Here is a 20,886-nt window from a genome sequence, read left to right as displayed (position 1 = left end):
GAGAGGACAGTCATGAGCGTCGACGACGTCGTTGCCGACACATCCCACCGCACTCCGGTCCACCAGTTCGACCGGCACGCACCCGACTACCGCGACAACTTCCTTTCGATCACGGAAGAGATGCAGTCGAAATGCCCGATGGCCTGGTCGGACACCCACGGCGGCCACTGGGTCGCCGCGGGCAGCGACGAGGTGTTCAACCTCGTCCGGTCCCCGAACGTCTCCAACGACCACGACATCAAGGGTGTCCGAAAAGGATACAAGGGCATCATGATTCCGACGGCCGAGCGCGCCTCCGGCGTGCGCGGCGGAATCCTCGAGATGGACGACCCCGAGCACCGGGAGTTCCGCGCCCTGCTCAACCCCTACCTCTCCCCCGCGGCGATCAAGAAGTGGATCCCCGTCATCGACGAGGTCGTGCGCGCGAGCCTCGACGAGAAGATCGAGAGCGGACGGATCGACTTCGTCGACGATCTCGCGAACATCGTTCCGGCCGTCATCACCCTGGCCATGCTCGGTGTCCCGATCAAGAAGTGGGAGGTGTACTGCGAACCGGTCCACGCCGCCATCTACACCCCGCCGGACTCCCCGGACGTCGCCCGCGTCAGCGAACTTCACCGCAACATGGGCATCGACCTGATCACGAATCTGTTCGAGATCCGTGAGAACCCCCGTCCCGGCCTGATCAACGCGATCGCCGACGTCGAGGTGCTCGGCGAGAAGCCCGACGACATGGAGCTTCTCGGCATCCTGAGCCTGCTGATCGGCGGTGGCTTCGACACCACCACTGCACTGACCTCGCACGCCCTCGAATGGCTGAGCCAGAACCCCGACGAGCGCGAGCGGCTCAGCCGGGAACGCGACAGCCTGCTCGACAGCGCCACCGAGGAGTTCCTGCGGTACTTCACCCCCTCGCCGGGTGACGGTCGTACCTTCTCCGCCGACTGCGAGTTCAAGGGCACGCAGTTCAAGGAGGGCGAGCGTCTGTGGCTGTCGTGGGCGATGGCCAACCGCGATCCCGCCCTGTTCGACGACCCGAACTCGATCGACCTCGAGCGGAAGGGCAACCGTCACTTCAGCTTCGGTCTGGGTGTCCACCGATGCATCGGATCGAACCTGGCGCGCACGGTGTTCAAGCGGATGCTGCTCGCCGTTCTCGACCGGATGCCCGACTACACGTGCGATCCGGAGACGACGGTGCACTACGACTCCATCGGCGTCATCCAGGGCATGCGGCACCTCCCGGCGACGTTCACACCGGGCAAGCGCCTCGGCGCCGGCCTCGACGAAACGCTCGAGAAGCTGCAGGTCCAGATCGACGAGCAGGAACTCGCGGCGCCCATCACGGCTGCCAAGTAACACCGCTCGGACGTAACCAGGAGTGACGTAACCAGGAGTGAGGAAGGCCGGTATCGGTGGCTGAGACGACAGTGGTCGAACGGGAGACGGGCGACGCCCCGGCGAAGGCGTCGGGACGTCCCCTCCCCCAACTGACCCTGCAGAACAAGTTCTTCTGGACCTCCGGCGAGGACGGCCGGTTGCGGATCCAGGAATGCGAGTCGTGCGCGGCTCTCATCCATCCGCCGCAACCGGTCTGCCGGTACTGCCGGGAGAAGAAGATGGGTGTGCGCGTGGTCTCCGGATACGCGACGCTCATCGGGTTCACCGTCAACCACCGTTTCGGGCTGCCCGGCCTTCCTCCTCCGTTCGTCATCGCGCAGGTCGCACTCGAGGAGGATTCGCGGGTGCGCCTGACCACCAACGCGGTCGACTGCGATGCCGAGCAGCTCGAACTCGGCATGCGTATGGAGGTCGTCTTCCATCGGGACGGCGACGTCTGGCTGCCGCTCTTCCGCCCGGCAGCGGAACAAGGCGCACCTGCCCCGCTGCCCGTGGACGAGATCGAACCCGAGCAGATCCGTTTCCACATCCGTCCGCCCGCGAGCCCGGACAAGTTCGAGGACAAGGTCGCCATCACCGGCATCGGTATGTCCGACATCGGGCGCCGCCTCATGGTCGATCCCGTCTCGCTCACCGTGCAGGCGTGCGAACGTGCCGTCGCCGACGCCGGACTGACGATGGACGACATCGACGGCCTGTCGACCTATCCCGGTGCCGGCCCGATCATCGGTTTCGGCGAAGGCGGTGTCGCCGCCGTCGAATCCGCTCTCGGACTGCACCCCACCTGGTTCAACGGCGGCATCGAGACCCCCGGGCCCAGCGGCTCGGTGATCGCCGCGATGCTCGCCGTCGCGAGCGGTCTCGCCCGGCACGTGCTCTGCTACCGCACCCTGTGGGAATCGAGTTACAACGAACTCGTCAAGGCCGGGCAGATCACGCCGCCCGGCGGACGCACCCCCAGCTGGATGGTGCCCTTCGGTGGTGTCTCCGCAGCTCACACCCTCGCCCAGAACGCCCAGCGGCACTTCCATCGATACGGCACCACCCGCGAGACGCTCGGCTGGATCGCGCTCAACCAACGCGCGAACGCCGCCGTCAATCCCGGCGCGATCTACCGCGACCCGCTGACGATGGACGATTACCTGTCGGCGCGACCGGTCACCACTCCCTTCGGCCTGTACGACTGCGACGTGCCCTGCGACGGCGCTGTGGCGGTGATCGTCTCCGCCGTCGACACCGTGAAGGACCTGCCCGGCCCGGCGATCCGCGTGGAGGCCGTCGGCACCCAGGTCGTCGAACGCATCGAGTGGGACCAGAGCACCCTCACCCACGAACCGCAGGTCCTCGGCCCGGCCGCGCACCTGTGGACCCGCACGTCGCTGCGACCCGACGACGTCGATGTCGCCCAGCTCTACGACGGCTTCACCTTCAACGCACTGTCGTGGATCGAGGCGCTCGGCTTCTGCGGGATCGGTGAGGCGAAGGACTTCCTCGACGGCGGGAAGAACATCGCACGCGACGGCATCCTCCCCCTCAACACCCACGGCGGCCAGCTCTCGCACGGACGCACCCACGGCATGGGTCTCGTGCACGAGGCGGTCACGCAGCTGCGCGGCACGGCCGGAGAACGCCAGGTGCGCGACGCCCGAGTGGCCGTGGTCAGCAGCGGCGGACTCACTCCCGGCAGCGCGATGCTGCTGCGGAGCGACGCATGAGCACCGTCCGCGCACAGTCCTCACCGATCGAGGAGGCTCACGTCGGCGGCGCGGGAGACGTCTCACCCGTAGCCCGCGTCGTCGATGTCGAGGGCATCCCGATGTCGGCGCTGGTCGCCGAGGCACCCGAGCCACGGGCCGTGATCGTGGCTCTGCACGGTGGTGCCGCCCGCGCCGCCTACTGGGACTGTCCCGGTCATCCCGAACTGTCGATGATGCGCGAGGCCGTCACGTACGGTTTCACCGTGATCGCCCCGGATCGTCCCGGCTACGGCGAGTCGCGGCCGCACCGCGACGAGCTCGGCGACCCCGAACGCCGCGTCGATCTGGCCTACCGCACCGTCGACGCGCTGCTCGGCACAGCTCCCCGTGGCGCCGGCCTGTTCCTGTGGGGGCATTCGGTCGGAAGCGAACTGACGACACGCATGGCCGTCGAGAACCGGCACGACGAGGTACTCGGCATCGAGCTGTCCGGCACGGGTCGCGAACACCATGCCCTGGCGGCCGGGATCCTCGGCACGCGCGAGCGGTACGCGAACGCCCGCGGGGTCGGCGAACTGCTGTGGACACCCGCCGAGCTCTACCCGCCCGACATCGTCGGTGGCGCCGTGATCGCCGCACGCACACCCGACTACGAGGCCGACGTGACGGCCGGCTGGCCGACCGCCGACTTCCCCGCTCTCGCCGCGCAGGTCCGTGTGCCCGTGCACTTCACCGCCGCCGAGCACGAGAAGGTCTGGCGCAACGATCCGCAGGCGCTCGAGGACGTCGCTGCGATGTTCACGGCAGCGCCGGGCGTGACCCTGCATCTCCATCCGGGCGGTGGACACAATCTCAGCATCGGTTTCGCCGGGCCGGCCTACCACCGGATGGTGTTCGCATTCGTCGACGGGTGCATCGCACACCAGGAGGCACCGGCCCTATGACGTCCCATCCCCGATCGGAGGCACTGTGATGCGTGTCGGATTCATCGGACTCGGAAGCCAGGGTGGGCCGATGGCCCACCGGATCGTCGAGTCGGGATACGAGACGACGCTCTGGGCCCGCCGCCCGGAATCTCTTGCTCCCTATGCCGATACGGCGGCGAAGTACGCGGAGTCCCCCGCCGAGCTCGCGGCGGTCAGCGACCTCGTCTGCCTGTGCGTGGTGAACGACGACGACGTGCGACAGGTGATCACCGGCGAGCACGGTGTCCTCGAAGGCATGAACGAGGGCGGCATCATCGCCGTGCACAGCACGATCCATCCGGACACCTGCCGCGAACTCGCCGCAGCCGCACGTGAACGCGGCGTCTCGCTCGTCGACGCGCCGGTCAGCGGCGGCGGAATGGGCGCCGCCGCGGGCACTCTGCTCGTGATGGTCGGTGGTGAGAGCAACGTCGTGGAGCGGTGCCGGCCGGTGTTCTCCACCTACGGCGACCCGGTGGTGCACCTCGGGGACCTCGGAGCGGGTCTGGTCGCCAAGCTCCTCAACAACCTGTTGTTCACGGCGAACCTGGCGCTGGCCGAGAACACTCTGGCGCTCGGTGCGGAACTCGGCGTCGATCCCGCGCGCCTCGGGGAGGTCGTCTCGCACGGCTCGGCGAACAGCTTCGCGCTCGGACGCGTGGTCTCGGCCGGGGGCAGTCTCGACCGGATCGGCGGGCACGCCGGCGCACTGTTGAACAAGGACGTGAGTCTCGTGGCCGGTCTGGCCGCGTCGGCCGGTGCCTCCGAAGGCATCACCTTCATCACGGCCGATGTGAGTCTCGAGCAGATGGGTCACCCGCGATGAGTCGCGTGCACTTCGTCGGCGCCGGACGTATGGGGCTGCCGATGGTCGAACGTCTGGTGGCCGACGGACACGACGTGCACGTGCTCGCGCGGCACGACGACGCCCGGGCGGCCGTGGAGAAGACCGGCGCGACCGCGGTCGGCGACATCACCGCTGTCGGCACCGACGCCGAGCTCGTCGTCGTCTGCGTGTTCACCGACGAGCAGGTACGCCAGGTGTGCCTCGACGACGGCGTGCTGGAGCGTATGCCGAAGGGGTCGACCCTCGTCGTCCACACCACGATCAGCCCGCGCACCGTGGAGACCCTGGCCTCCGCGGCCGAGCTGTTCGGGGTCGCGGTGATCGACGCCGCCGTGAGCGGTGCCCCGCACGACATCGCCGCCGGTGCCCTGACGCTGTTCCTCGGTGGAGCGGACGAAGCCGTCGCTGCCGTGACGCCCGTGCTGAAGAGCTACGGCGATCCCGTCCTGCACGTCGGCGCGCCCGGCGGCGGACAGAAGGTGAAGCTGGTCAACAACGCCCTGTTCGCCGCCGAGATCGGTCTGCTCGCCGAAGCGGCCGAACTGGGCCGGCAGCTCGGGGTCGACGAGGCGGCGCTGTTCTCCGCCCTCCCCCACGGCAGTTCGTCGTGCAAGGTCATGGGGAACATCGCGATGCGCGGATCGGTGTCGGAATTCCGCAGTGCCGTGGGTGAATTCCTCACCAAGGACGTGGCGGTGGTGCGCGCCGCCGTGTCGGAGCTCGGAGGAGACCTCGGGGTCCTCGACACGGCCATCGACGCACACACCCGGTAGAGGCGGTCCGGCGAGGCGTCCCGGGTGGTGGTCCTGCTCCACTGCACGGGACGCCGTCCGCACCGTCGCCTCCCGCGTTTGCACACCGGTGCGGACAGATGCACCTGGTGTACACCGAGTTTCCGTCCCCCGGGATACGCAAACGCTCACCTCGGGGCATCCCGTCGAAGCGAAAGGGCATTCCATGGAAGGTCTGAAGGACAAGATCGTGCTGGTAGCCGGTGCCGCAACGGGTCTCGGCGCCGATTCCGCCCGCCGCCTCGCCCGCGAGGGTGCCCGGGTGGTCGTCGGCGACCTCAACCACGCCGGGGCACAGAGCACCGCCGCGTCCATCACGGAGACCGGCGGCACTGCCGTCGCGGTCGAGTTCGACATCTCGGACGACGACTCCGTGCGGGCGCTCGTCGCGAAGGCGGTCGAAATGTACGGCGGGCTCGACGCCGTCCACATCAATGCCGGCGACATGGGGGCCGTCACGAAGGACACCGACGTCGTCGACATCGACCTCGAGATCTGGGACCGCACGGTCGCTGTGAATCTGCGCGGCCACATGCTCGTCACCCGCCACAGTGTCCCGAAGCTGCTCGAGCGCGGTGGCGGCGCGATCGTCTACACCTCGTCCATCGCCTCGTTCACCGGCGACCCGCAACGTCCGGCCTATTCGGCGACGAAGGCGGGCATCAATGCGCTCGCACGGCACGTCGCGTCACGATGGGGCCGGGAGGGTATCCGGGCCAACGCGGTGACCCCGGGACTGATCCTCACCGACGAGATCCGGAACGGAGCGGCACCGGAACTGCTGGCCGGCATGCTCGCGCGCACGCGCAGCACCCGACTCGGTGAGGCCGCGGACATCTCGAGCATGGTCGCCTACCTGATGTCCGACGACGGCTCGTGGATCAACGGCCAGGTGGTCAACGTGGACGGTGGCACCGTGCTGCGGTAATCGGAGATCCGCGGCACGTGCGGACAGATACCCGCCTTCAGCAAAGGTGTATCTGTCCGCACGTCTCGCATGTCGGCGCTCTACGTGCCGTCCAGCGAGACCCCGTGGACCTGCTCGAGATGGCGCACCACCGCCATCTGGTCCACACCCGGCTCCAGTGCCTCGACGGCGGCGTTCCACACCTGCCCGATCGCTTCCCCGAGCACGGGACTGATCCCCTGGTCGTGGGCGAGGTCGAGTGCGATCCCGACGTCCTTGCGCATCAGCGCCGCCGCGAACCCCGAATCGAACGTGCGTGAGAGCACGAACTTCTCGTACTTCGTCTCGGTGGCCTGGTTGCGGCCGCTGCCGGCGTTGAAGACCGAGAGCAGGGTCGCCGGGTCGATCCCGAACTTCTTCCCCACCAGCAGGGCTTCTGCCGCGACGAGCACGTTGTTCGCCGCGAGGAGATTGTTCAGCGCCTTGGCTGCATGACCCGATCCGACGGGTCCGATCCGGATGATCTCGCTGCCCGTCTCCTGCAGCAGCGGAGTCACCCCGTCGACCACGACGGCGTCACCACCGGCCATCACGGCGAGGGTGCCCTGCTCGGCGCGTGCGACACCGCCGCTCACGGGAGCGTCGACGACGCGCACGCCCTTCTCCGCTGCGATCTCGGCGAGGCGTTGCGTGCGGGTCGGCACGCTCGAGCCCATGTCGACGATGACCGAGCCGGGACGCAGGTGTTGCAGCAGACCGTCCTCGGACAGCACGACGGAGTCGACGATGTCGCTCGTGGGAAGCATCAGGACGACCACGTCGCAGTCGGCGAAGTCCTCGGTGCCACCGGCACCGACGGCGGTGGGGTGCTCGTCGACGAACCGCTGCTGGGCGGCAGGATCGGCGTCGCGCACGATCAGGCTCCGGCCGCCGCGGACGAAGTTCCGGGCGATGGGGCGTCCCATCGCGCCGAGACCGATATGGCCCACGGTCCCGAGAGTCACCTCGCTCATGCGTTCTCCTCCGTCGTCTCGTCGGCCTGCAGCGGGCCGAGTTCCTCGACGAGGACCTGCTGCACGACGCGCATCGCCGCGATGCCCGCGGGGCATCCGACATACGCCGTCGCGTGCACCACCGTCTCGGAGATCTCCCTCCGCGACAATCCGTTCCGGATCCCGGTACGGACGTGGGTGGCGAGCTCGGTGTGCTGACCGAGCGCGATCAGCAGCGAGATCGTCACGAGCGACCGGTCGCGGCGCTCGAGACCGTCCCGGGTCCACACGCCACCCCAGACGAATTCGCTGACGTACTCCTGCAGTCCCTCACCGTCGGTGCCGGCATTGCGCGACAGCGCGGCGTCGACGTACTCGTCGCCGAGGACCTCGCGGCGTACCGCGAGCCCGGAGTCGAGGACCGTTCGGTGTGCCGCCTGCACGGTGCCGTCGAGCGCGACCTGTGTTGTCATCGTTGCCCTTTCACATCCGCGACGAATCGAGCTTGACGGTCACGCATTTGACCTGACCGTAGTGGTGCAGCGCCTCGACGCCCTTCTCGCGTCCGTAGCCACTGTTCTTCCATCCCCCGAAAGGGGTCTGCACGGAACCGGTGGACCAGGTGTTGACGAACACCTGCCCGGTGCGCAGGCGCCCGCTCACGGCGAGTGCGCGGGAGACGTCGCGGGTCCACACCCCGGCGACGAGTCCGTATTCGGAATCGTTCGCGATCTCCACCGCGTCGTCGGTCGTGTCGAAGGAAACGACCACGAGCACCGGGCCGAAGATCTCCTCCCGCGCGATCCGCATCGAATTGTCCACCCCGGTGTAGACGGTGGGCTCGACGAAGAAGCCACCGGTCTCCTCGGCCACGGCGGAGACCTTCCCACCCGTCGCCAGGTGCACCCCTTCCGATTCGGCGATCCCGAAGTACTGCTGCACCTTCTCGAACTGGGCCCGGGTGATGATCGGTCCGATGTCGACGCCGACGCGCAGTTCCGACACGCGGTCGACGACCCGTCGGACGACTTCGTCGTGCACCTCCCGTTGCACGAGCAGTCGTGTCCCGGCCGAGCACACCTGGCCGGCGTTGGCGGTGAACGCCTGCACCGCACCGGCCACGGCAGCATCGAGATCCGCATCGGCGAACACGATGTTCGCCGACTTGCCCCCGAGTTCGAGGGTGACGGGCACGATCCGGTCGGCGGCGATCCCGCCGATGACCCGCCCTGTCGGCACCGATCCGGTGAACGCCACCTTGGCCACCTCGGGATGGTGGACGAGAGCGGCACCGACCTCCCCACCGGTGCCCAGCACGACGCCGAGGACGCCGGGTGGGAAGCCCACCGCACTCGCGAGTTCCGCGACGCGCACGCTCGATGCCGAGGTGTTCTCGGACGGCTTGAGCACCACGGTGTTCCCCGCCGCGAGCGCCGGTGCGCACGCCCGCGCCGACTGGTTGAGCGGCAGGTTCCACGGAGTGACCACGCCGATCACCCCGTAGGGCTCCCGCACCGTGTAGACGTGCTGGTCGGGAGCGATGTCGAGGGTCTCCCCCACGGGCATGCCCACGAGACCGCCGTAGAACTCGAAGTAGGTCGCCGAGTTCTCCACCTCGGCCAGCGCGACCTTCTCCGGTTTCCCGGTCTCGCTGACCTCGAGTGCGGCGAGCCTCGGTGCGTCGGCCCGGATCGCGCGTGCGAGGTCGACGAGCAGACGGCCACGGTCGAGTGCGGGGATCCGCAACCACTGCGGTCCGGCTGCGGAGGCGGCGCGCACGGCCGCACCGACGTCGATGGCATTGCCCCGGGCGATACGCCGGACGGGACGTCCGGTCGCGGGATCGGTGACGTCGAGGTAGTCGCCGCCGGACGGTGCCGTCGATGCCCCGTCGATCCAATGATCGAGTGTCTCCACGATGTCACCTCCCGCCGGTGCTCTGGAGAGCACCGGTCATCGACGGCAAGGCGTCCGGTTCGAACATGGCCCGGCGTTGGCTCAGGAAATCGTGCGGATATCCGGCCGAGATCGCCGAGGCCTCCTCCAGCCGCGCCAGCTGGTCGTCGCTCAACTGCAGGGACAACGCTCCGAGATTGTCGCGGAGCTGTTCGGCCGTGCGGGCACCGACCGACAGCAGCAGTCCCTGTCGACGCACCCAGGCGAGAGCCACCCGGGCGCTGGACGTGCCGAGTTCGTCGGCGATCTCCCGGGTCACCTTCACGATGCGTTGCATCCGGAGAGTGAGGGCGGCCAGGGATTCGTCCGTGTGGTCGCGGGCCAGCGCGCCCCGCGCGAGCGGACTCCACGCATACACCGGAAGTCCGAGATGCTCTGCCATCGGCAGCAGTTCGCGCTCGGGTGTACGGGCCAGGAGGGAGTACTCGACCTGCAATGCACAGAACGACGTCCAGCCACGCAGCTCGGCGATGGCGTTCGACCGGGAGATCACCCACGCCGGGGTGTTGGAGATCCCGATCGCGAGCACCGTGCCCGCCCGGACGAGATCGTCGAGCGCACGCAGAGTTTCGGCTTCCGGCGTGCAGCGGTCCCACGCGTGGACCCAGAGCACGTCGAGATAGTCGGTGCCGAGCCGTCGCAGGCTCGTCTCCACACTCCGGCGCAGACTCTTCCGGTTGCTGCCACCGGAGTTGACGTCGCGCGGGTCGGTGGGGAGCGTGTACTTGGTGCTCACCACCATCGCGTCGCGTTCGGAGGCGATGAACCGGCCGAGCATCTCCTCGCTCGCCCCGTTCGTGTAGTTGTTCGCGGTGTCGACGAAGTTGCCTCCGGCCGCGCGGTATTCGTCGTAGACCGTGCGGGATTCGGTCTCGTCGGCACCGAAGCCCCATTCGGTGCCGAAGGTCATTGCACCGAGGCACAATTCGCTCACGCGGATACCGGACGAGCCGAGCACGCGTTGCCCCATGATTCCGTCAGGCATCGTCGTCCACCACCCAGTTGACGAAGCGGTGCAGCGGGTACATGCCGTCGTGCGGGCTGCCCATGCTGCCCTTCAGCGCGCTGCCCAGTCGGACGATGCGCTGCACGCCGGCGGTGGCGAGCCGGTCGCGGATCTCCGCCTTGCGGTGGAACGGGTAGACACCGACGGTCTGGGTGGCCACGGTGGCGTAGGTGGCGGCCTCGTCGAGCGTCGAGATCGGCAGGACGTTGACGGTCTTGTTGGTCGGGTGGAAGTCGACCATCTCCGGCGAGCGCACCACGAGGCCGCTGCCGTCGGGCTTGCCCCACACCTTGTAATCCGGTTCGAGGAAGCGCATTCCCTCGACGGCGTCGCGGATCTCGGCGTCGGGCTTCGGTCCGACCGCCTCGGCGAAGTCGCGGTCCACGCCGAGTCGTTCGTGCAACAGGGCACAGAACCGGTCGATCCGGTCGTCGTCGCCCTCGACGCAGATGTGCCGCGCCGCCAGGCACGCGTCCTGGTTGAAGATCGTCGCATCGAGGGCCGCCAGTTCGGCGACCTCGCGCAGGGTCTCCTCGGATTCGAAGGCCTCGCGGCCGACGATCGACATCGACACCTTGGGATCGAAGGAGATCAGCTGGAAACCCGGTCCGGCATAGCGCGCGGCGTTCTCGATGGCCGAGCCACCACCCCACGCGACGAGCTTGTCGAAGTACTGGGAGCGGTAGAGGATGTTCTCGACCTTCTCGTCGCCGCCCCGCCAGTACACGGCGGACATCGACCGCAGTACCGGATGGTCGGGGGCGATGTCGGCCATGGTGCGCAGCACCGCCACGGTGGTGAACGGATCGGCCGAGGGCACCTTGAACAGGTTGACGCCCTTGGTGAGTGCGGCGTCGGCGATGGTCGTCATCGCGGCGCTCGGCGAGTTCCCGGCCATCATGTGGACCAGGCGCGGCGGGAAAGCTCGGACGCGGCTGACGTTGCCGTTCGGGTCGGTGCGCTCGGCCCAGCCGTCGAGCACGTCGAGGCCGCCGAAGGTGCGTTCGAGCCGGTATTCGAGGGCCTGCCGGGTGAGGAACTGACCGGGCCGCGCGAAGGTGTTCTCGATGATGCGGCGCGGCAGGGCGCTCACCTGGACGGTCATCTCGAGGGATTCCTGGAGGTATTCGTTCTTCTCCAGGGTCAGGTACTGCGCGGTCTCGACGAGGAAGTCGATGATCTCGGAGATCGGCACGTCGAATGCCGGCCCGACCTCCGAGCGCGGCGCGAACAGAGCGTTGTATTCGAGTTTCGGCGTGACGAAGGGGACGCCGAAGTCGCGGGAGAGGTATTCGCTGTCCTCACCCCAGACGATCTCGCCGCGGACGAAGTGCGGGACTTTGATGCGGGTACGGGCCGGTGCGGTGGTGGTCATGGCTCACTCTCCCGAGAGTCCGCGGACGTAGGCGTCCATCGTTCCGGCACAGGTGATCTTGTCGTCGTCGCCGAGATCGGAGTAGCGGACGATGTTCGGCAGCACGGTCTCGCCGGGCCGGCCGCACGGGCACGTTCCGAGATCGACGGTGATCCGGTCGCCGGAGATCGTTCCGCCCCACCGGCCGTCGACGGTGGTGTCGACGAAGGCCGCGCGTCCCTCGACGATGGCGCCGTCGGGTTCGGCGAGGGCGCTTCCGTCCTTGGTGAGGACGAACAGCACGATCTCGTCCGGCACGTGGTAGCGGCCCTCCTCGGGGCACTTGAACATGCGGTTGTTGAGTTCCTGCATCGAGTAGTAGTGCAGGAAGCGCTCCGGCACGATGTTGAGGAGCCGGTAGATCTGTTCCTGGTAGTCGGCGGGAAGGTTCGTGCCCTTCAGTCCGCCGCCGCTGGTGAGCGCGTTGTTGCCGGTGATGTCGCCGTCGCGGACGCCCTTCTCCCGCAGGATCTCGCAGAGCCGGAACAGTTGCGGGAACTGGGAACTGAAGAGGATGTCCTCGGACCTGTGCGCGATGATCTCGTCGGCGAAGTGGTGCAGTCGCCGATCCTGCTGGGCGGCGCGCTCGGCGGATTCGGCCTCGAAGCGTGCGATGTCGTCGGGGGCGGCGGTGCCGTCGGCCATCGCCCGGCGCATGGCCGACAACTTGGCCATGTAGCGGTGGAAGCCCTCGGCGGGCGCCCCCTCGAACAGCGGAAGGGCGTCCGGGCGGGAGAACTCGCGGATGATCAGGTCGCGGACACCGTTGTGCTGCGTCTGGCCGGTCTCGGGGCCGACCGGGATGACGTGCCAGCGCTTCTCCGGCGGCAGTCCGAGCGCGGTGAAGCAGTCGAGCAGATTCTGCTTGTTGACCTCGAGATCACGCTGGGACTTGTTGAGGAAGGAGCCCTTGCCGCTGGTCCCGCTCGAACTCGACACCATGTGGCCGGCCCTCTCGAGGGCGGCGATCCAGTCGTCGACGTCGGCGACCCCGGAGACGTCGACGTCGTCGACCGGGCGGCTCGACAGGGAACCGAGCCAGCGGTTCATCTGCTCCCACCGGCCCTTGGCGATGAGCATGTCGGGATAGCTCTTGTAGGTGGTGTGAGGGAAGAGCAGAGGGATCATGTCCTCGCGAGAGCGGATCTCCTCGATGCCCTGGTCGGCGGCGCGCTGCGCGAGCACGGGGACCCGGTCGCGCTGCTCTTGGAAGTACGCGTTCAGCGTCGCGACGACGTCTTTCTGCAGGGTTGTTTCTGTCATCTGGTGTCCTCCGGCCCTCTGGATGCGGAACGTCGATAACTTGACTTGGAGGTATAGATAAAGAATTGCTGCAACCATACCCACGGGGAAAGTTTTGTGTCCAGACCCGAATCGATTTGGCACACTTCCCTCATGACCCCGATCCGCAGCGAGCAGGACACACGACGCCGTGGTGGACGCCCCACCAGGGAGGAAGCGAGCCGGCTCGACGACGCGGTACGCGAGTCCGCCCTCCGACTGTTCCTCGAGAACGGTTACGAGGGCACGACGATGAACGCCATCGCCGCGGCGGCCGGCACCACGAAACCGTCTCTGTACGCGCGTTTCCCGACCAAGGAGGACGTCTTCCGGTACGTCCTCGGCTGGGCTATGCAGCGCACCGACTGGCCCGCACCCGAACCGGAGATCCCCGACTACGACGATCTCGGGGACTCACTGACCGCCATCGCGGAGGCCGCCGTCCGGCGCGCCCTGGACCCGTCGATGATCAAACTCCAGCAGGTCGCCATCGCCTACGCCTCGCGCTATCCGGACATCGCCCGCAAGGCTCTCGGCCCCGGTTACTGGCCGCGCAGGAAACAGGTCGCGGATCTGCTCCGCAGGCACGCCGCGACGGGGAGCATCGTCGCCGACGACCCCGACACGCTCGCCGAGTTGTTCCTGGCCATGGCATCGGGTGGTCACGCGCGCCTGGCCTCGTTCGGGATCGTGCGCGGGGCGGAGGACGTCGACGCGCACGTGCGGGCCGTCGTGGACCTGTTCCTGCGCGGCCTACGTCCGGACTGACGCGCGATCCGCCCCAGAGGTGAGCGAGGCGACCACACCGCCGTCGACGAGCACGTCGGTCCCGTTGACAAAGCTCGCCTCGTCGGACAACAGGAATGCGACGACGGCGGCGAGTTCCTCGGCACGGCCCGTGCGGCCGAGCGGCGTCGCTCGCACCATCTCGCCCATCGACTCGTTGTGGTCCGCTTCCTGCCGGCCCTGAGGAGTGTCGATGATGCCCGGAGACACAGAGCATGCGCGGGCCCCGACCGCCCCGAGCCGCACGGCTTCGTCGCGCGCGAACTGCTGCACACCGTATTTCGCCCATGCATAGGCGACGCCGGGATGTTCGATCGCCTCCCCCACGACCTCCCGGAGACGGTCGAGGAAGTCCTCGGCGAGCGGATCCGCGAGCACGGCGATCTCTTCCGGTGACGGCTGCATCCGCCCGATGTTCGGTGCCATCGAGGCGAAGTAGACCGACGCGGTGCCCGCGGTCGCGAGTGGACGGAGCGCCCGGGCGAGCCGTGCGGTCCCGACCAGGTCGACGGCGAAGATCCGTCGCCAGTCGGCCATGGTCGGCGAGATACCCGCCGCATGGGCGACCGATCGCAGCGTCCCGAGTTCCGTCACGCGCGCAGCCAGTCGTTCGAGTCCGTCGACGTCGGTGACGTCGAGGACGAACGGTTCGACCCGTGTCCGATCACCGTTCAACTCGTCGGCGGTGGCGCGGACGGTGTCGGCGTCCAGGTCGACGAGCAGCACGGTGTCGACCGTGCCGATCATGCGTTGCGCGCACGCGTATCCCATTCCGCGACCGGCTCCGGTCGCGATCCCCACCGTGGTCATGACATGCAGTCCTCTCGGGTCATCAGGATGTGGCCCAGCACCGTGACAGTCCGGATTCGGCGGTGCGGGTGACGAGTTCGACGAGCACGCCCCGTCGACTGCGGGCGAATGCGAAGAACATACCGCCGCCGGGCAGCGCGCGGGTGGCCTCGACGACGAATCCTTCCTTCTCGAGAAGACGGCAGTCCGACTCGACGTCGTCCGACCAGTAGCCGAGGTGGTGGATACCGGAGGTCGCGGCCCACAGGGGTGTGTCGGGCACGGCCGAGACGATCTCGATCCGCGGTTCGGTGACCGAATAGGAGCACTGCAGATCGACACTCCGGTCGCCGTCCGGCAGCGTCACGTCGACGGCTCCGCCCACCTGTGGTCCCCACGCGTAGCCGAGCAGCGTCGAGAATTCGTCCCGGGCGCCGCGTGGGTCGTCGGTGACGATCCCGAGGTGGAAGAGGTCTTCGGCCTTCATGTCTGCGCCTTTCTGATGTAGATGTTCCAATTGCTCTTCGGTCGTGCAAGAATGAGATTCTTGGTATCGAGATAGATATTCTCACCGATGGAAGGGAGGCGCAATGGCCTGGGACTTCGAAACCGAGCCCGAGTACCAGAAGAAGCTGGACTGGGCCGATGCGTTCGTGCGCGAGGAGGTCGAACCTCTCGACCTCGTGTGGGAACACGAACAGTTCGTCCCTCTCGACGGACTCCGCCGCAAGGCCATCGACCCTCTCAAAGAGAAGGTTCGCGCAGAAGGTCTGTGGGCCACTCATCTCGGCCCCGAACTCGGCGGTCAGGGATACGGACAGCTCAAGCTCGCACTGCTCAACGAGATCCTCGGGCGCTCGTCGTGGGCACCGATCGTATTCGGTTGCCAGGCACCCGATACCGGCAACGCCGAGATCATCGCGCACTTCGGCACGCCCGAACAGAAGGAGCGCTACCTGCAGCCACTGCTCGACGGCGAGGTGTTCTCCTCGTACTCGATGACCGAACCGCAGGGCGGTGCCGATCCCGCCCAGTTCCGGTGCCGCGCGGTCAAGGACGGCGACCACTGGGTCATCAACGGGTGGAAGTTCTTCTCCTCCAACGCCCGCACCGCCGAGTTCCTCATCGTCATGGTGGTGACGGATCCCGACGTCCCCGTGTACAAGGGCACGTCGATGTTCCTCGTCCCCACCGACACCCCGGGCGTGAACATCGTGCGCAACGTCGGCCTCTACGGCGAACCGCTGAACGAGGGCACCCACGCGCTGATCCACTACGACAACGTGCGTGTGCCCGCCGACGCGCTCCTCGGCGAGGAGGGCCAGGCGTTCGCGGCCGCGCAGGTGCGACTCGGAGGCGGTCGAATCCACCATGCGATGCGCACCATCGGCCTGGCCCATAAGGCCCTGGACATGATGTGCGAGCGTGCCCTCAGTCGCGAGACGGCCGGCAGCCGCCTCTCCGACAAGCAGGCCGTGCAGGGCTACATCGCCGACTCCTACGCGCAGCTCGCACAGTTCCGCCTATTCGTGCTCAACACCGCGTGGAAGATCGACAAGTACAACGACTACAAGAAGGTCCGCAAGGACATCGCGACAGCGAAGATCATCATGCCCACCGTGCTCCACGACATCGCCTGGCGCGCCATGCAGGTGCACGGGGCACTGGGCGTCACCAACGAGATGCCGTTCTTCAAGATGATCCACGGCGCAGCAGTGATGGGCCTGGCCGACGGGCCGACCGAGGTACACAAGACCACTGTCGCCAAGCAGGTCCTCCGCGACTACAGCCCGGTCGACGACATGTGGCCCTCGGAGTGGATCCCGAAGAAGCAGGAAGAAGCCCGGAAGAAGTACGCCGACTACATCGAACTCGAAGTGGGGAACCTGTGATCGACACCGAGCGTCTCGCCGAATGGATGGACGAGCAGGGCCTGCCCGGCAAGGGCGCGCCGCTCGACGCGAAGTATCTCTCCGGCGGTACACAGAACGAGATCTACAAGCTCACGCGCGACGACTTCACGTGCGTCATCCGCATCCCTCCGACCGGTGCACCGGCCGACCGCGACAGCGGGATCATGCGCGAGTGGCGGATCATCCAGGGACTGGCCGGAACCGACGTCCCGCACACGAAAGCCGTTGCCGCATGTGAGGACACGTCCGTCCTCGGACGCTCCTTCTACCTCATGGGCCACGTCGACGGATGGTCGCCGATGGACCACCGCGGCACCTGGCCCGCACCGTTCGACACCGATCTCGACGCTCGCGCCGGCCTGGCCTACCAGCTCGCCGAGGGCATCGCCCTGTTGTCGAAGGTGGACTGGAAGGCACAGGGCCTGGAGGATCTGGGACGTCCCGACGGTTTCCACGACCGGCAGGTGAGCCGGTGGACCCGCTTCTTCGAACGGATCAAGGCCCGCGAGATCGAGGGCATGGACGTCGCGACGAAGTGGCTCGAGACCCATCGTCCGCTCGACTACATCCCCGGTCTGATGCACGGCGACTACCAGTTCGCCAACGTGATGTTCGAGCACGGCGCCCCCGCGAAGCTCGCGGCGCTCGTCGACTGGGAGATGGGTACCGTCGGCGACCCGAAGCTGGATCTCGGCTGGATGCTCATGAACTGGCCCGAGGACACGAGCGCGAACGAGGACAGCGCGGTCAGCTACGTCGACCTGACCGGGATGCCCGGTCGCGCGCAGATGCTCGCGCACTACGCCGAGGTCTCGGGCCGCCAGGTCGACGACATCGACTACTACCTGATCCTCGCCAAGTGGAAGCTCGCCATCGTCCTCGAACAGGGCTTCCAGCGGGCCGGGGACGATCCCAAGCTGCAGTCCTACGGACCGGTCATCAGCAGTCTCATGAAGTCGGCGGCCGACCTCGCCGAGTCGACGGACTACAAGGGTTGAGGGGGTCTGCGATGACGACTGCCGTGGAAGGGCTGGTGGAGGAACGGCACGGACCGGTGCTCGTCCTCCGCATCGACCGGCCCGAGGCGCGTAATGCCCTCAACGGGGCCGTGATCCGGGGAATCGGCGCCGCGGCCCTCCGGGCGGAGGCGGATCCGGAGATCCGGGCGATCGTGCTCACCGGCACGGGCGACCGGGCGTTCTGTGCCGGCATGGACCTCCGTGCGTTCGCAGAAGGCGAGGACATCGGCACCGACTCCGACGAAGCCGCCGGATACGTACGGCTGTCCAAGGGCGAACTTTCCGTTCCGGTCATCGGCGCCGCCAACGGCAGTGCCGTGGGTGGCGGGCTCGAACTCCTCCTCGGCGCCGACATCATCGTGGCGTCCGCCGAGGCGAAGTTCGGCCTCCCCGAGGTGAAACGCGGGCTCTTCCCCGCCGGGGGCGGCACCGCCATCGGTACCCGCATCCCCGTCGGGGCGGCGCTCGAACTGACCTTGACGGGAGATCCGATCCCGGCGCAACGCGGCTACGAACTTGGGCTGATCAATGCCGTGGTGGCACCGGATCAGGTGATGAACACCGCGCTCGACTATGCCCGGCGGATCGCGGCGAACGCCCCGCTCGGCCTGTCGGCGGTGAAGGAACTCGTCCGGCTCGCGCAGGCCGATCCCGAGCGCGCCGGCGAACGACTCTCCCATTGGCAATCGGTCGTCTTCACCAGCAACGACGCCAAGGAAGGCGCCACCGCATTCATGGAGAAGCGGGCGCCGGTCTGGCAGGGGCAATGACCACCCCGGCAGAGCCGACGAGTACCGTTCGCGCCGTCGTCTGCACCGAATACGGGGAGCCCGAATCTCTCCGGATGGAGTCGCGCGCAGCGCAACCCCTCGCACCCGGCCAGGTCCGGGTGCGGGTGGGGGCAGCGGCGGTGAACTTCCCCGACGTCCTCCTCGTGGCGAACAAGTACCAGATCAGCGTGCCCCCGCCCTTCGTTCCGGGCAGCGAGTACGCGGGTACCGTCGTCGAGGTTGCGGACGACGCCGACGGACTCTCGGTCGGCGACCGCGTCACCGGCACCGGACTCGTCGGAGCATTCGCCGACGAGGTGGTCGCTCCCACGAAAGCCCTGAAGAAGACCCCGGACGGGATCGACGACCGGACCGCCGCGTCCTTCGGGGTGGCGCACCGGACGGCCTATCACACGCTCCGGTCGGTGGCGCGTCTGCAACCGGGGGAACGGCTCGTCGTACTCGGGGCCGGCGGGGGCGTCGGTGTGGCGGCCGTGCAACTCGGTGTGGCGCTGGGCGCTTCGGTCACCGCCGTCGCCTCGTCGGCCGACAAACTCGCGGTCGCGTCGTCCTACGGCGCCGCGCACACGATCGATCACCGCACGAGCGACCTGCGTTCGGCCCTGAAGGACGCGCTGCCGGAGGGAGCCGACGTCGTCGTCGATCCTGTCGGCGGCGAACTCTCGGAGCCGGCGCTCCGGTCGCTCGCCCGCGGTGGACGTTTCGTCACCATCGGGTACGCGTCCGGGTCGATCCCCCGGATCCCTCTGAATCTCGTTCTGGTCAAGGGCATCCGGATCATGGGCTTCCAGTTCCAGGATCTCGATCCGGAGGAGTACCGGCGGAACGAGGCCGAACTCGTGGAGCTGCTCGTCTCGGGCACGGCGGTTCCGCACATCGGCGCGGACTATCCGCTGGAGGACGCCGCGCGGGCGCTTCGTCACGTCGCCGACGGACGAGCGGTCGGGAAGGTCGTCCTCGACATGTCCCGCTGATCGTCCTCGCGCGACGAACCGATCCTTGCGCGCCCTACACGCCGGGCGAACCCCGATTCGGCGCGCAAGGATCGACCAGCGCAGCAATTCCCTTCCGGCACTACGACTGTGGCCCGGTCTCCGAGCAAGGAGGCCGGGCCACAGTCGTCGTGGTACTCAGGCCATGGAGACGAGGTTGCCGCGCATACGGAGCGTGTCGGCACCTCCGGTGAGGAACGATTCGGTGGCAGCGATCGCGGTCGCCGGTGCCGAGGCAGCGGCGAGGGCATGCGACTTGAAGACCTGGGCCGCGCGACTCAGGCGGTGCTGCAGCGGCACGATGCGCGAGTCGAGTTCGGAGGGAACGTTCTCGCCCCACAGCGCGATCGTGGTGGGGTTCTCCGCCAGGGCCTCGAGGACACCGCTGCGGATCCGCTCGTCGGAGGCGTAGAGATCGGCGGCGATGGCGACGGTGTCGGGCATGGGACCGTAGGTCGCGGAACTCAGGGCCGACTCGAGGTCGACGGCCTTGGTCGCACCGAGGATCTCGAACGGACGCAGATCGGAACTCTGCGGAACGACGACCACCACTTCCCAGCCTGCCGCAACCTGGTCGTAGAGCCAGCCGCCGGTGTACCGGACGGCGTCCGAGACCTTGGGGGCGAGAAGCGCGACCCTTCGCCTCAGGATGTGGCGGCGGGCATGAGCTGTTGCTCGAGCGACTGTATGTAGTCCTCGAATATTGCGGTCAGTGGGAGCGAACGATCGAGCAGCCATGAGGTTTCCATTCCATTCAGGAAAGCGACGATCTCCACCGCTTTGACGGCTGGGTCCACATCCGTTCGATATCGCCCGGCGTGTTGTCCACGCCGGATGCCGGCTTCGACCGCGTCGAGAGCCGCTTGATACCGCCCGAGTAGGCGATCGTGCAGAGGGGCATCCGGTTCCAGGTTCTCGATGAGAAGCACCGCATACATTCCGACCAGTTCGGGCGACTCCTCGAAACGCTTCGGGAGTTTCCTGAGCTGTTCGACGAGATCTCCCGTCCGATCCACACGAGCGTTGTCGTCGTTGTCGCGGGCGTCGAGCACCGCGTGCAACAACTGGTCCTTCGACTCGAAGTGATGCAACAACCCGGCCGGGGTCAATCCTGCTTCCCGGGCGATCTGGGCGAGGCTCGTGCTCCGCCACCCGTTCCGCGCCAGAAACCGCTGGGCAACGCTGAGAATCAGCTCCCGGCGATCCTCACCTCTGGCGAGGAGAGTGTCGTATGCACGTTGGGACAACATCCCTCACTTCGCTGAAGAAGAACAACCTACTGAACGCACATTAGGTCATTTATCCAAGTGTGACAAGGGTCTCATCACATATATGTTTC

The 20,886-nt window shown here is 67.6% G+C and carries 21 protein-coding genes; 11 read left to right on the top strand and 10 right to left on the bottom strand.

Annotated features, from left to right (window positions below; all coding sequences use genetic code 11):
- The first annotated feature begins 12 nt into the window (after positions 1-12).
- From ACPCXD_RS02055 to ACPCXD_RS02030, 6 genes are all read left to right on the top strand, one after another.
- Positions 13-1,359, top strand: a complete 1,347-nt coding sequence (locus ACPCXD_RS02055) for a cytochrome P450 (protein WP_145707408.1) — start codon at positions 13-15, stop codon at positions 1,357-1,359.
- A gap of 71 nt (positions 1,360-1,430) precedes the next feature.
- The gene (locus ACPCXD_RS02050) at positions 1,431-3,116 is read left to right on the top strand and encodes a thiolase C-terminal domain-containing protein (protein WP_423658825.1); all 1,686 of its coding nucleotides are present in this window, start codon (positions 1,431-1,433) and stop codon (positions 3,114-3,116) included.
- The gene (locus ACPCXD_RS02045) at positions 3,113-4,042 is read left to right on the top strand and encodes an alpha/beta hydrolase (RefSeq protein WP_423658145.1); all 930 of its coding nucleotides are present in this window, start codon (positions 3,113-3,115) and stop codon (positions 4,040-4,042) included. Before ACPCXD_RS02050 ends, ACPCXD_RS02045 begins: the two co-directional genes overlap by 4 nt.
- Positions 4,043-4,070: 28 nt before the next feature.
- Positions 4,071-4,889 carry an NAD(P)-dependent oxidoreductase gene (locus ACPCXD_RS02040; protein WP_423658143.1) on the top strand — a complete coding sequence of 273 codons (819 nt, stop codon included), beginning with the start codon at positions 4,071-4,073 and terminating at the stop codon, positions 4,887-4,889.
- Complete coding sequence (locus ACPCXD_RS02035; protein ID WP_423658141.1) at positions 4,886-5,683, top strand: NAD(P)-dependent oxidoreductase; 798 nt, start codon at positions 4,886-4,888, stop codon at positions 5,681-5,683. Before ACPCXD_RS02040 ends, ACPCXD_RS02035 begins: the two co-directional genes overlap by 4 nt.
- A gap of 184 nt (positions 5,684-5,867) precedes the next feature.
- A complete protein-coding gene (locus ACPCXD_RS02030; RefSeq protein WP_088898334.1) occupies positions 5,868-6,629 on the top strand; it encodes an SDR family NAD(P)-dependent oxidoreductase in 762 nt (253 codons plus the stop codon).
- An 80-nt stretch (positions 6,630-6,709) separates the two neighbouring features.
- Here the strand turns inward: ACPCXD_RS02030 and ACPCXD_RS02025 are convergent, their stop codons facing one another.
- Genes ACPCXD_RS02025 through ACPCXD_RS02000 form a run of 6 tightly spaced genes read right to left on the bottom strand, consistent with a single transcriptional unit; the run spans position 6,710 to position 13,239 of the window.
- Positions 6,710-7,621: an NAD(P)-dependent oxidoreductase gene (locus tag ACPCXD_RS02025; protein ID WP_423658138.1), complete on the bottom strand. Its 912-nt coding sequence runs from the start codon at positions 7,619-7,621 to the stop codon at positions 6,710-6,712.
- Positions 7,618-8,073: a carboxymuconolactone decarboxylase family protein gene (locus ACPCXD_RS02020; protein ID WP_423658137.1), complete on the bottom strand. Its 456-nt coding sequence runs from the start codon at positions 8,071-8,073 to the stop codon at positions 7,618-7,620. The genes ACPCXD_RS02025 and ACPCXD_RS02020 overlap by 4 nt, the downstream gene beginning before the upstream one ends.
- Before the next feature lie 10 nt (positions 8,074-8,083).
- Entirely contained in the window at positions 8,084-9,520 is a 1,437-nt protein-coding gene (locus ACPCXD_RS02015; RefSeq protein WP_423658823.1) for an aldehyde dehydrogenase family protein, read from the bottom strand.
- Position 9,521: 1 nt separating this feature from the next.
- Positions 9,522-10,541 (bottom strand): aldo/keto reductase, encoded by a 1,020-nt coding sequence (locus ACPCXD_RS02010; protein ID WP_253250078.1) that lies wholly within the window; start codon positions 10,539-10,541, stop codon positions 9,522-9,524.
- Positions 10,534-11,937 carry an acyl-CoA reductase gene (locus ACPCXD_RS02005; protein ID WP_088898339.1) on the bottom strand — a complete coding sequence of 468 codons (1,404 nt, stop codon included), beginning with the start codon at positions 11,935-11,937 and terminating at the stop codon, positions 10,534-10,536. Before ACPCXD_RS02005 ends, ACPCXD_RS02010 begins: the two co-directional genes overlap by 8 nt.
- A gap of 3 nt (positions 11,938-11,940) precedes the next feature.
- Positions 11,941-13,239: a hypothetical protein gene (locus tag ACPCXD_RS02000; protein ID WP_423658134.1), complete on the bottom strand. Its 1,299-nt coding sequence runs from the start codon at positions 13,237-13,239 to the stop codon at positions 11,941-11,943.
- Between the two features lie 132 nt (positions 13,240-13,371).
- Between ACPCXD_RS02000 and ACPCXD_RS01995 the strand changes: the two genes are divergently transcribed.
- On the top strand, positions 13,372-14,025 hold the full coding sequence (locus tag ACPCXD_RS01995; RefSeq protein WP_423658132.1) for a TetR/AcrR family transcriptional regulator: 654 nt from the start codon (positions 13,372-13,374) through the stop codon (positions 14,023-14,025).
- On the opposite strand, the gene ACPCXD_RS01990 is transcribed toward ACPCXD_RS01995, so the two are convergent.
- Together ACPCXD_RS01990 and ACPCXD_RS01985 are read right to left on the bottom strand one after the other, a co-directional pair.
- A complete protein-coding gene (locus ACPCXD_RS01990; protein ID WP_423658130.1) occupies positions 14,011-14,853 on the bottom strand; it encodes an SDR family oxidoreductase in 843 nt (280 codons plus the stop codon). The two genes, ACPCXD_RS01995 and ACPCXD_RS01990, sit on opposite strands and share 15 nt — an antisense overlap.
- A 22-nt stretch (positions 14,854-14,875) precedes the next feature.
- Positions 14,876-15,319, bottom strand: a complete 444-nt coding sequence (locus ACPCXD_RS01985; RefSeq protein ID WP_423658128.1) for a VOC family protein — start codon at positions 15,317-15,319, stop codon at positions 14,876-14,878.
- Positions 15,320-15,422: 103 nt separating this feature from the next.
- Here ACPCXD_RS01985 and ACPCXD_RS01980 point away from each other — a divergent pair, with 103 nt between their 5' ends.
- The 4 genes from ACPCXD_RS01980 to ACPCXD_RS01965 are packed head-to-tail and all read left to right on the top strand — an operon-like array spanning position 15,423 to position 19,529.
- Positions 15,423-16,724, top strand: coding sequence for an acyl-CoA dehydrogenase family protein (locus ACPCXD_RS01980; protein WP_423658126.1), 1,302 nt, complete (start codon positions 15,423-15,425; stop codon positions 16,722-16,724).
- A complete protein-coding gene (locus tag ACPCXD_RS01975; RefSeq protein ID WP_423658124.1) occupies positions 16,721-17,743 on the top strand; it encodes a phosphotransferase family protein in 1,023 nt (340 codons plus the stop codon). Before ACPCXD_RS01980 ends, ACPCXD_RS01975 begins: the two co-directional genes overlap by 4 nt.
- 11 nt (positions 17,744-17,754) lie before the next feature.
- A complete protein-coding gene (locus ACPCXD_RS01970) occupies positions 17,755-18,534 on the top strand; it encodes an enoyl-CoA hydratase-related protein (RefSeq protein WP_423658122.1) in 780 nt (259 codons plus the stop codon).
- Positions 18,531-19,529, top strand: a complete 999-nt coding sequence (locus ACPCXD_RS01965) for an NADPH:quinone oxidoreductase family protein (RefSeq protein WP_423658120.1) — start codon at positions 18,531-18,533, stop codon at positions 19,527-19,529. The genes ACPCXD_RS01970 and ACPCXD_RS01965 overlap by 4 nt, the downstream gene beginning before the upstream one ends.
- A gap of 156 nt (positions 19,530-19,685) precedes the next feature.
- On the opposite strand, the gene ACPCXD_RS01960 is transcribed toward ACPCXD_RS01965, so the two are convergent.
- Positions 19,686-20,096: a hypothetical protein gene (locus tag ACPCXD_RS01960; RefSeq protein WP_315899237.1), complete on the bottom strand. Its 411-nt coding sequence runs from the start codon at positions 20,094-20,096 to the stop codon at positions 19,686-19,688.
- Between the two features lie 95 nt (positions 20,097-20,191).
- Positions 20,192-20,797 carry a TetR/AcrR family transcriptional regulator gene (locus tag ACPCXD_RS01955; protein WP_059384042.1) on the bottom strand — a complete coding sequence of 202 codons (606 nt, stop codon included), beginning with the start codon at positions 20,795-20,797 and terminating at the stop codon, positions 20,192-20,194.
- Between the last annotated feature and the right edge of the window lie 89 nt (positions 20,798-20,886).

The organism is Rhodococcus sp. AB351 (assembly GCF_049538275.1).
Classification (GTDB): Bacteria; Actinomycetota; Actinomycetes; order Mycobacteriales; family Mycobacteriaceae; genus Rhodococcus.
The sequence above is the reverse complement of the archived record's forward strand: the minus strand, read 5'-3'. Positions and strand labels throughout refer to the sequence as shown.

Excerpts from the sequence above, each read along its gene's own strand:
- ACPCXD_RS02055 (WP_145707408.1), top strand. The coding sequence starts at position 13 with ATGAGCGTCGACGACGTCGTTGCCGACACATCCCACCGCACTCCGGTC.
- ACPCXD_RS02045 (WP_423658145.1), top strand. The coding sequence starts at position 3,113 with ATGAGCACCGTCCGCGCACAGTCCTCACCGATCGAGGAGGCTCACGTC.
- ACPCXD_RS02040 (WP_423658143.1), top strand. The coding sequence starts at position 4,071 with ATGCGTGTCGGATTCATCGGACTCGGAAGCCAGGGTGGGCCGATGGCC.
- ACPCXD_RS02035 (WP_423658141.1), top strand. The coding sequence starts at position 4,886 with ATGAGTCGCGTGCACTTCGTCGGCGCCGGACGTATGGGGCTGCCGATG.
- ACPCXD_RS02030 (WP_088898334.1), top strand. The coding sequence starts at position 5,868 with ATGGAAGGTCTGAAGGACAAGATCGTGCTGGTAGCCGGTGCCGCAACG.
- ACPCXD_RS02025 (WP_423658138.1), bottom strand. The coding sequence starts at position 7,621 with ATGAGCGAGGTGACTCTCGGGACCGTGGGCCATATCGGTCTCGGCGCG.
- ACPCXD_RS02020 (WP_423658137.1), bottom strand. The coding sequence starts at position 8,073 with ATGACAACACAGGTCGCGCTCGACGGCACCGTGCAGGCGGCACACCGA.
- ACPCXD_RS02010 (WP_253250078.1), bottom strand. The coding sequence starts at position 10,541 with ATGCCTGACGGAATCATGGGGCAACGCGTGCTCGGCTCGTCCGGTATC.
- ACPCXD_RS02005 (WP_088898339.1), bottom strand. The coding sequence starts at position 11,937 with ATGACCACCACCGCACCGGCCCGTACCCGCATCAAAGTCCCGCACTTC.
- ACPCXD_RS02000 (WP_423658134.1), bottom strand. The coding sequence starts at position 13,239 with ATGACAGAAACAACCCTGCAGAAAGACGTCGTCGCGACGCTGAACGCG.
- ACPCXD_RS01995 (WP_423658132.1), top strand. The coding sequence starts at position 13,372 with ATGACCCCGATCCGCAGCGAGCAGGACACACGACGCCGTGGTGGACGC.
- ACPCXD_RS01990 (WP_423658130.1), bottom strand. The coding sequence starts at position 14,853 with ATGACCACGGTGGGGATCGCGACCGGAGCCGGTCGCGGAATGGGATAC.
- ACPCXD_RS01985 (WP_423658128.1), bottom strand. The coding sequence starts at position 15,319 with ATGAAGGCCGAAGACCTCTTCCACCTCGGGATCGTCACCGACGACCCA.
- ACPCXD_RS01980 (WP_423658126.1), top strand. The coding sequence starts at position 15,423 with ATGGCCTGGGACTTCGAAACCGAGCCCGAGTACCAGAAGAAGCTGGAC.
- ACPCXD_RS01970 (WP_423658122.1), top strand. The coding sequence starts at position 17,755 with ATGACGACTGCCGTGGAAGGGCTGGTGGAGGAACGGCACGGACCGGTG.
- ACPCXD_RS01965 (WP_423658120.1), top strand. The coding sequence starts at position 18,531 with ATGACCACCCCGGCAGAGCCGACGAGTACCGTTCGCGCCGTCGTCTGC.
- ACPCXD_RS01955 (WP_059384042.1), bottom strand. The coding sequence starts at position 20,797 with ATGTTGTCCCAACGTGCATACGACACTCTCCTCGCCAGAGGTGAGGAT.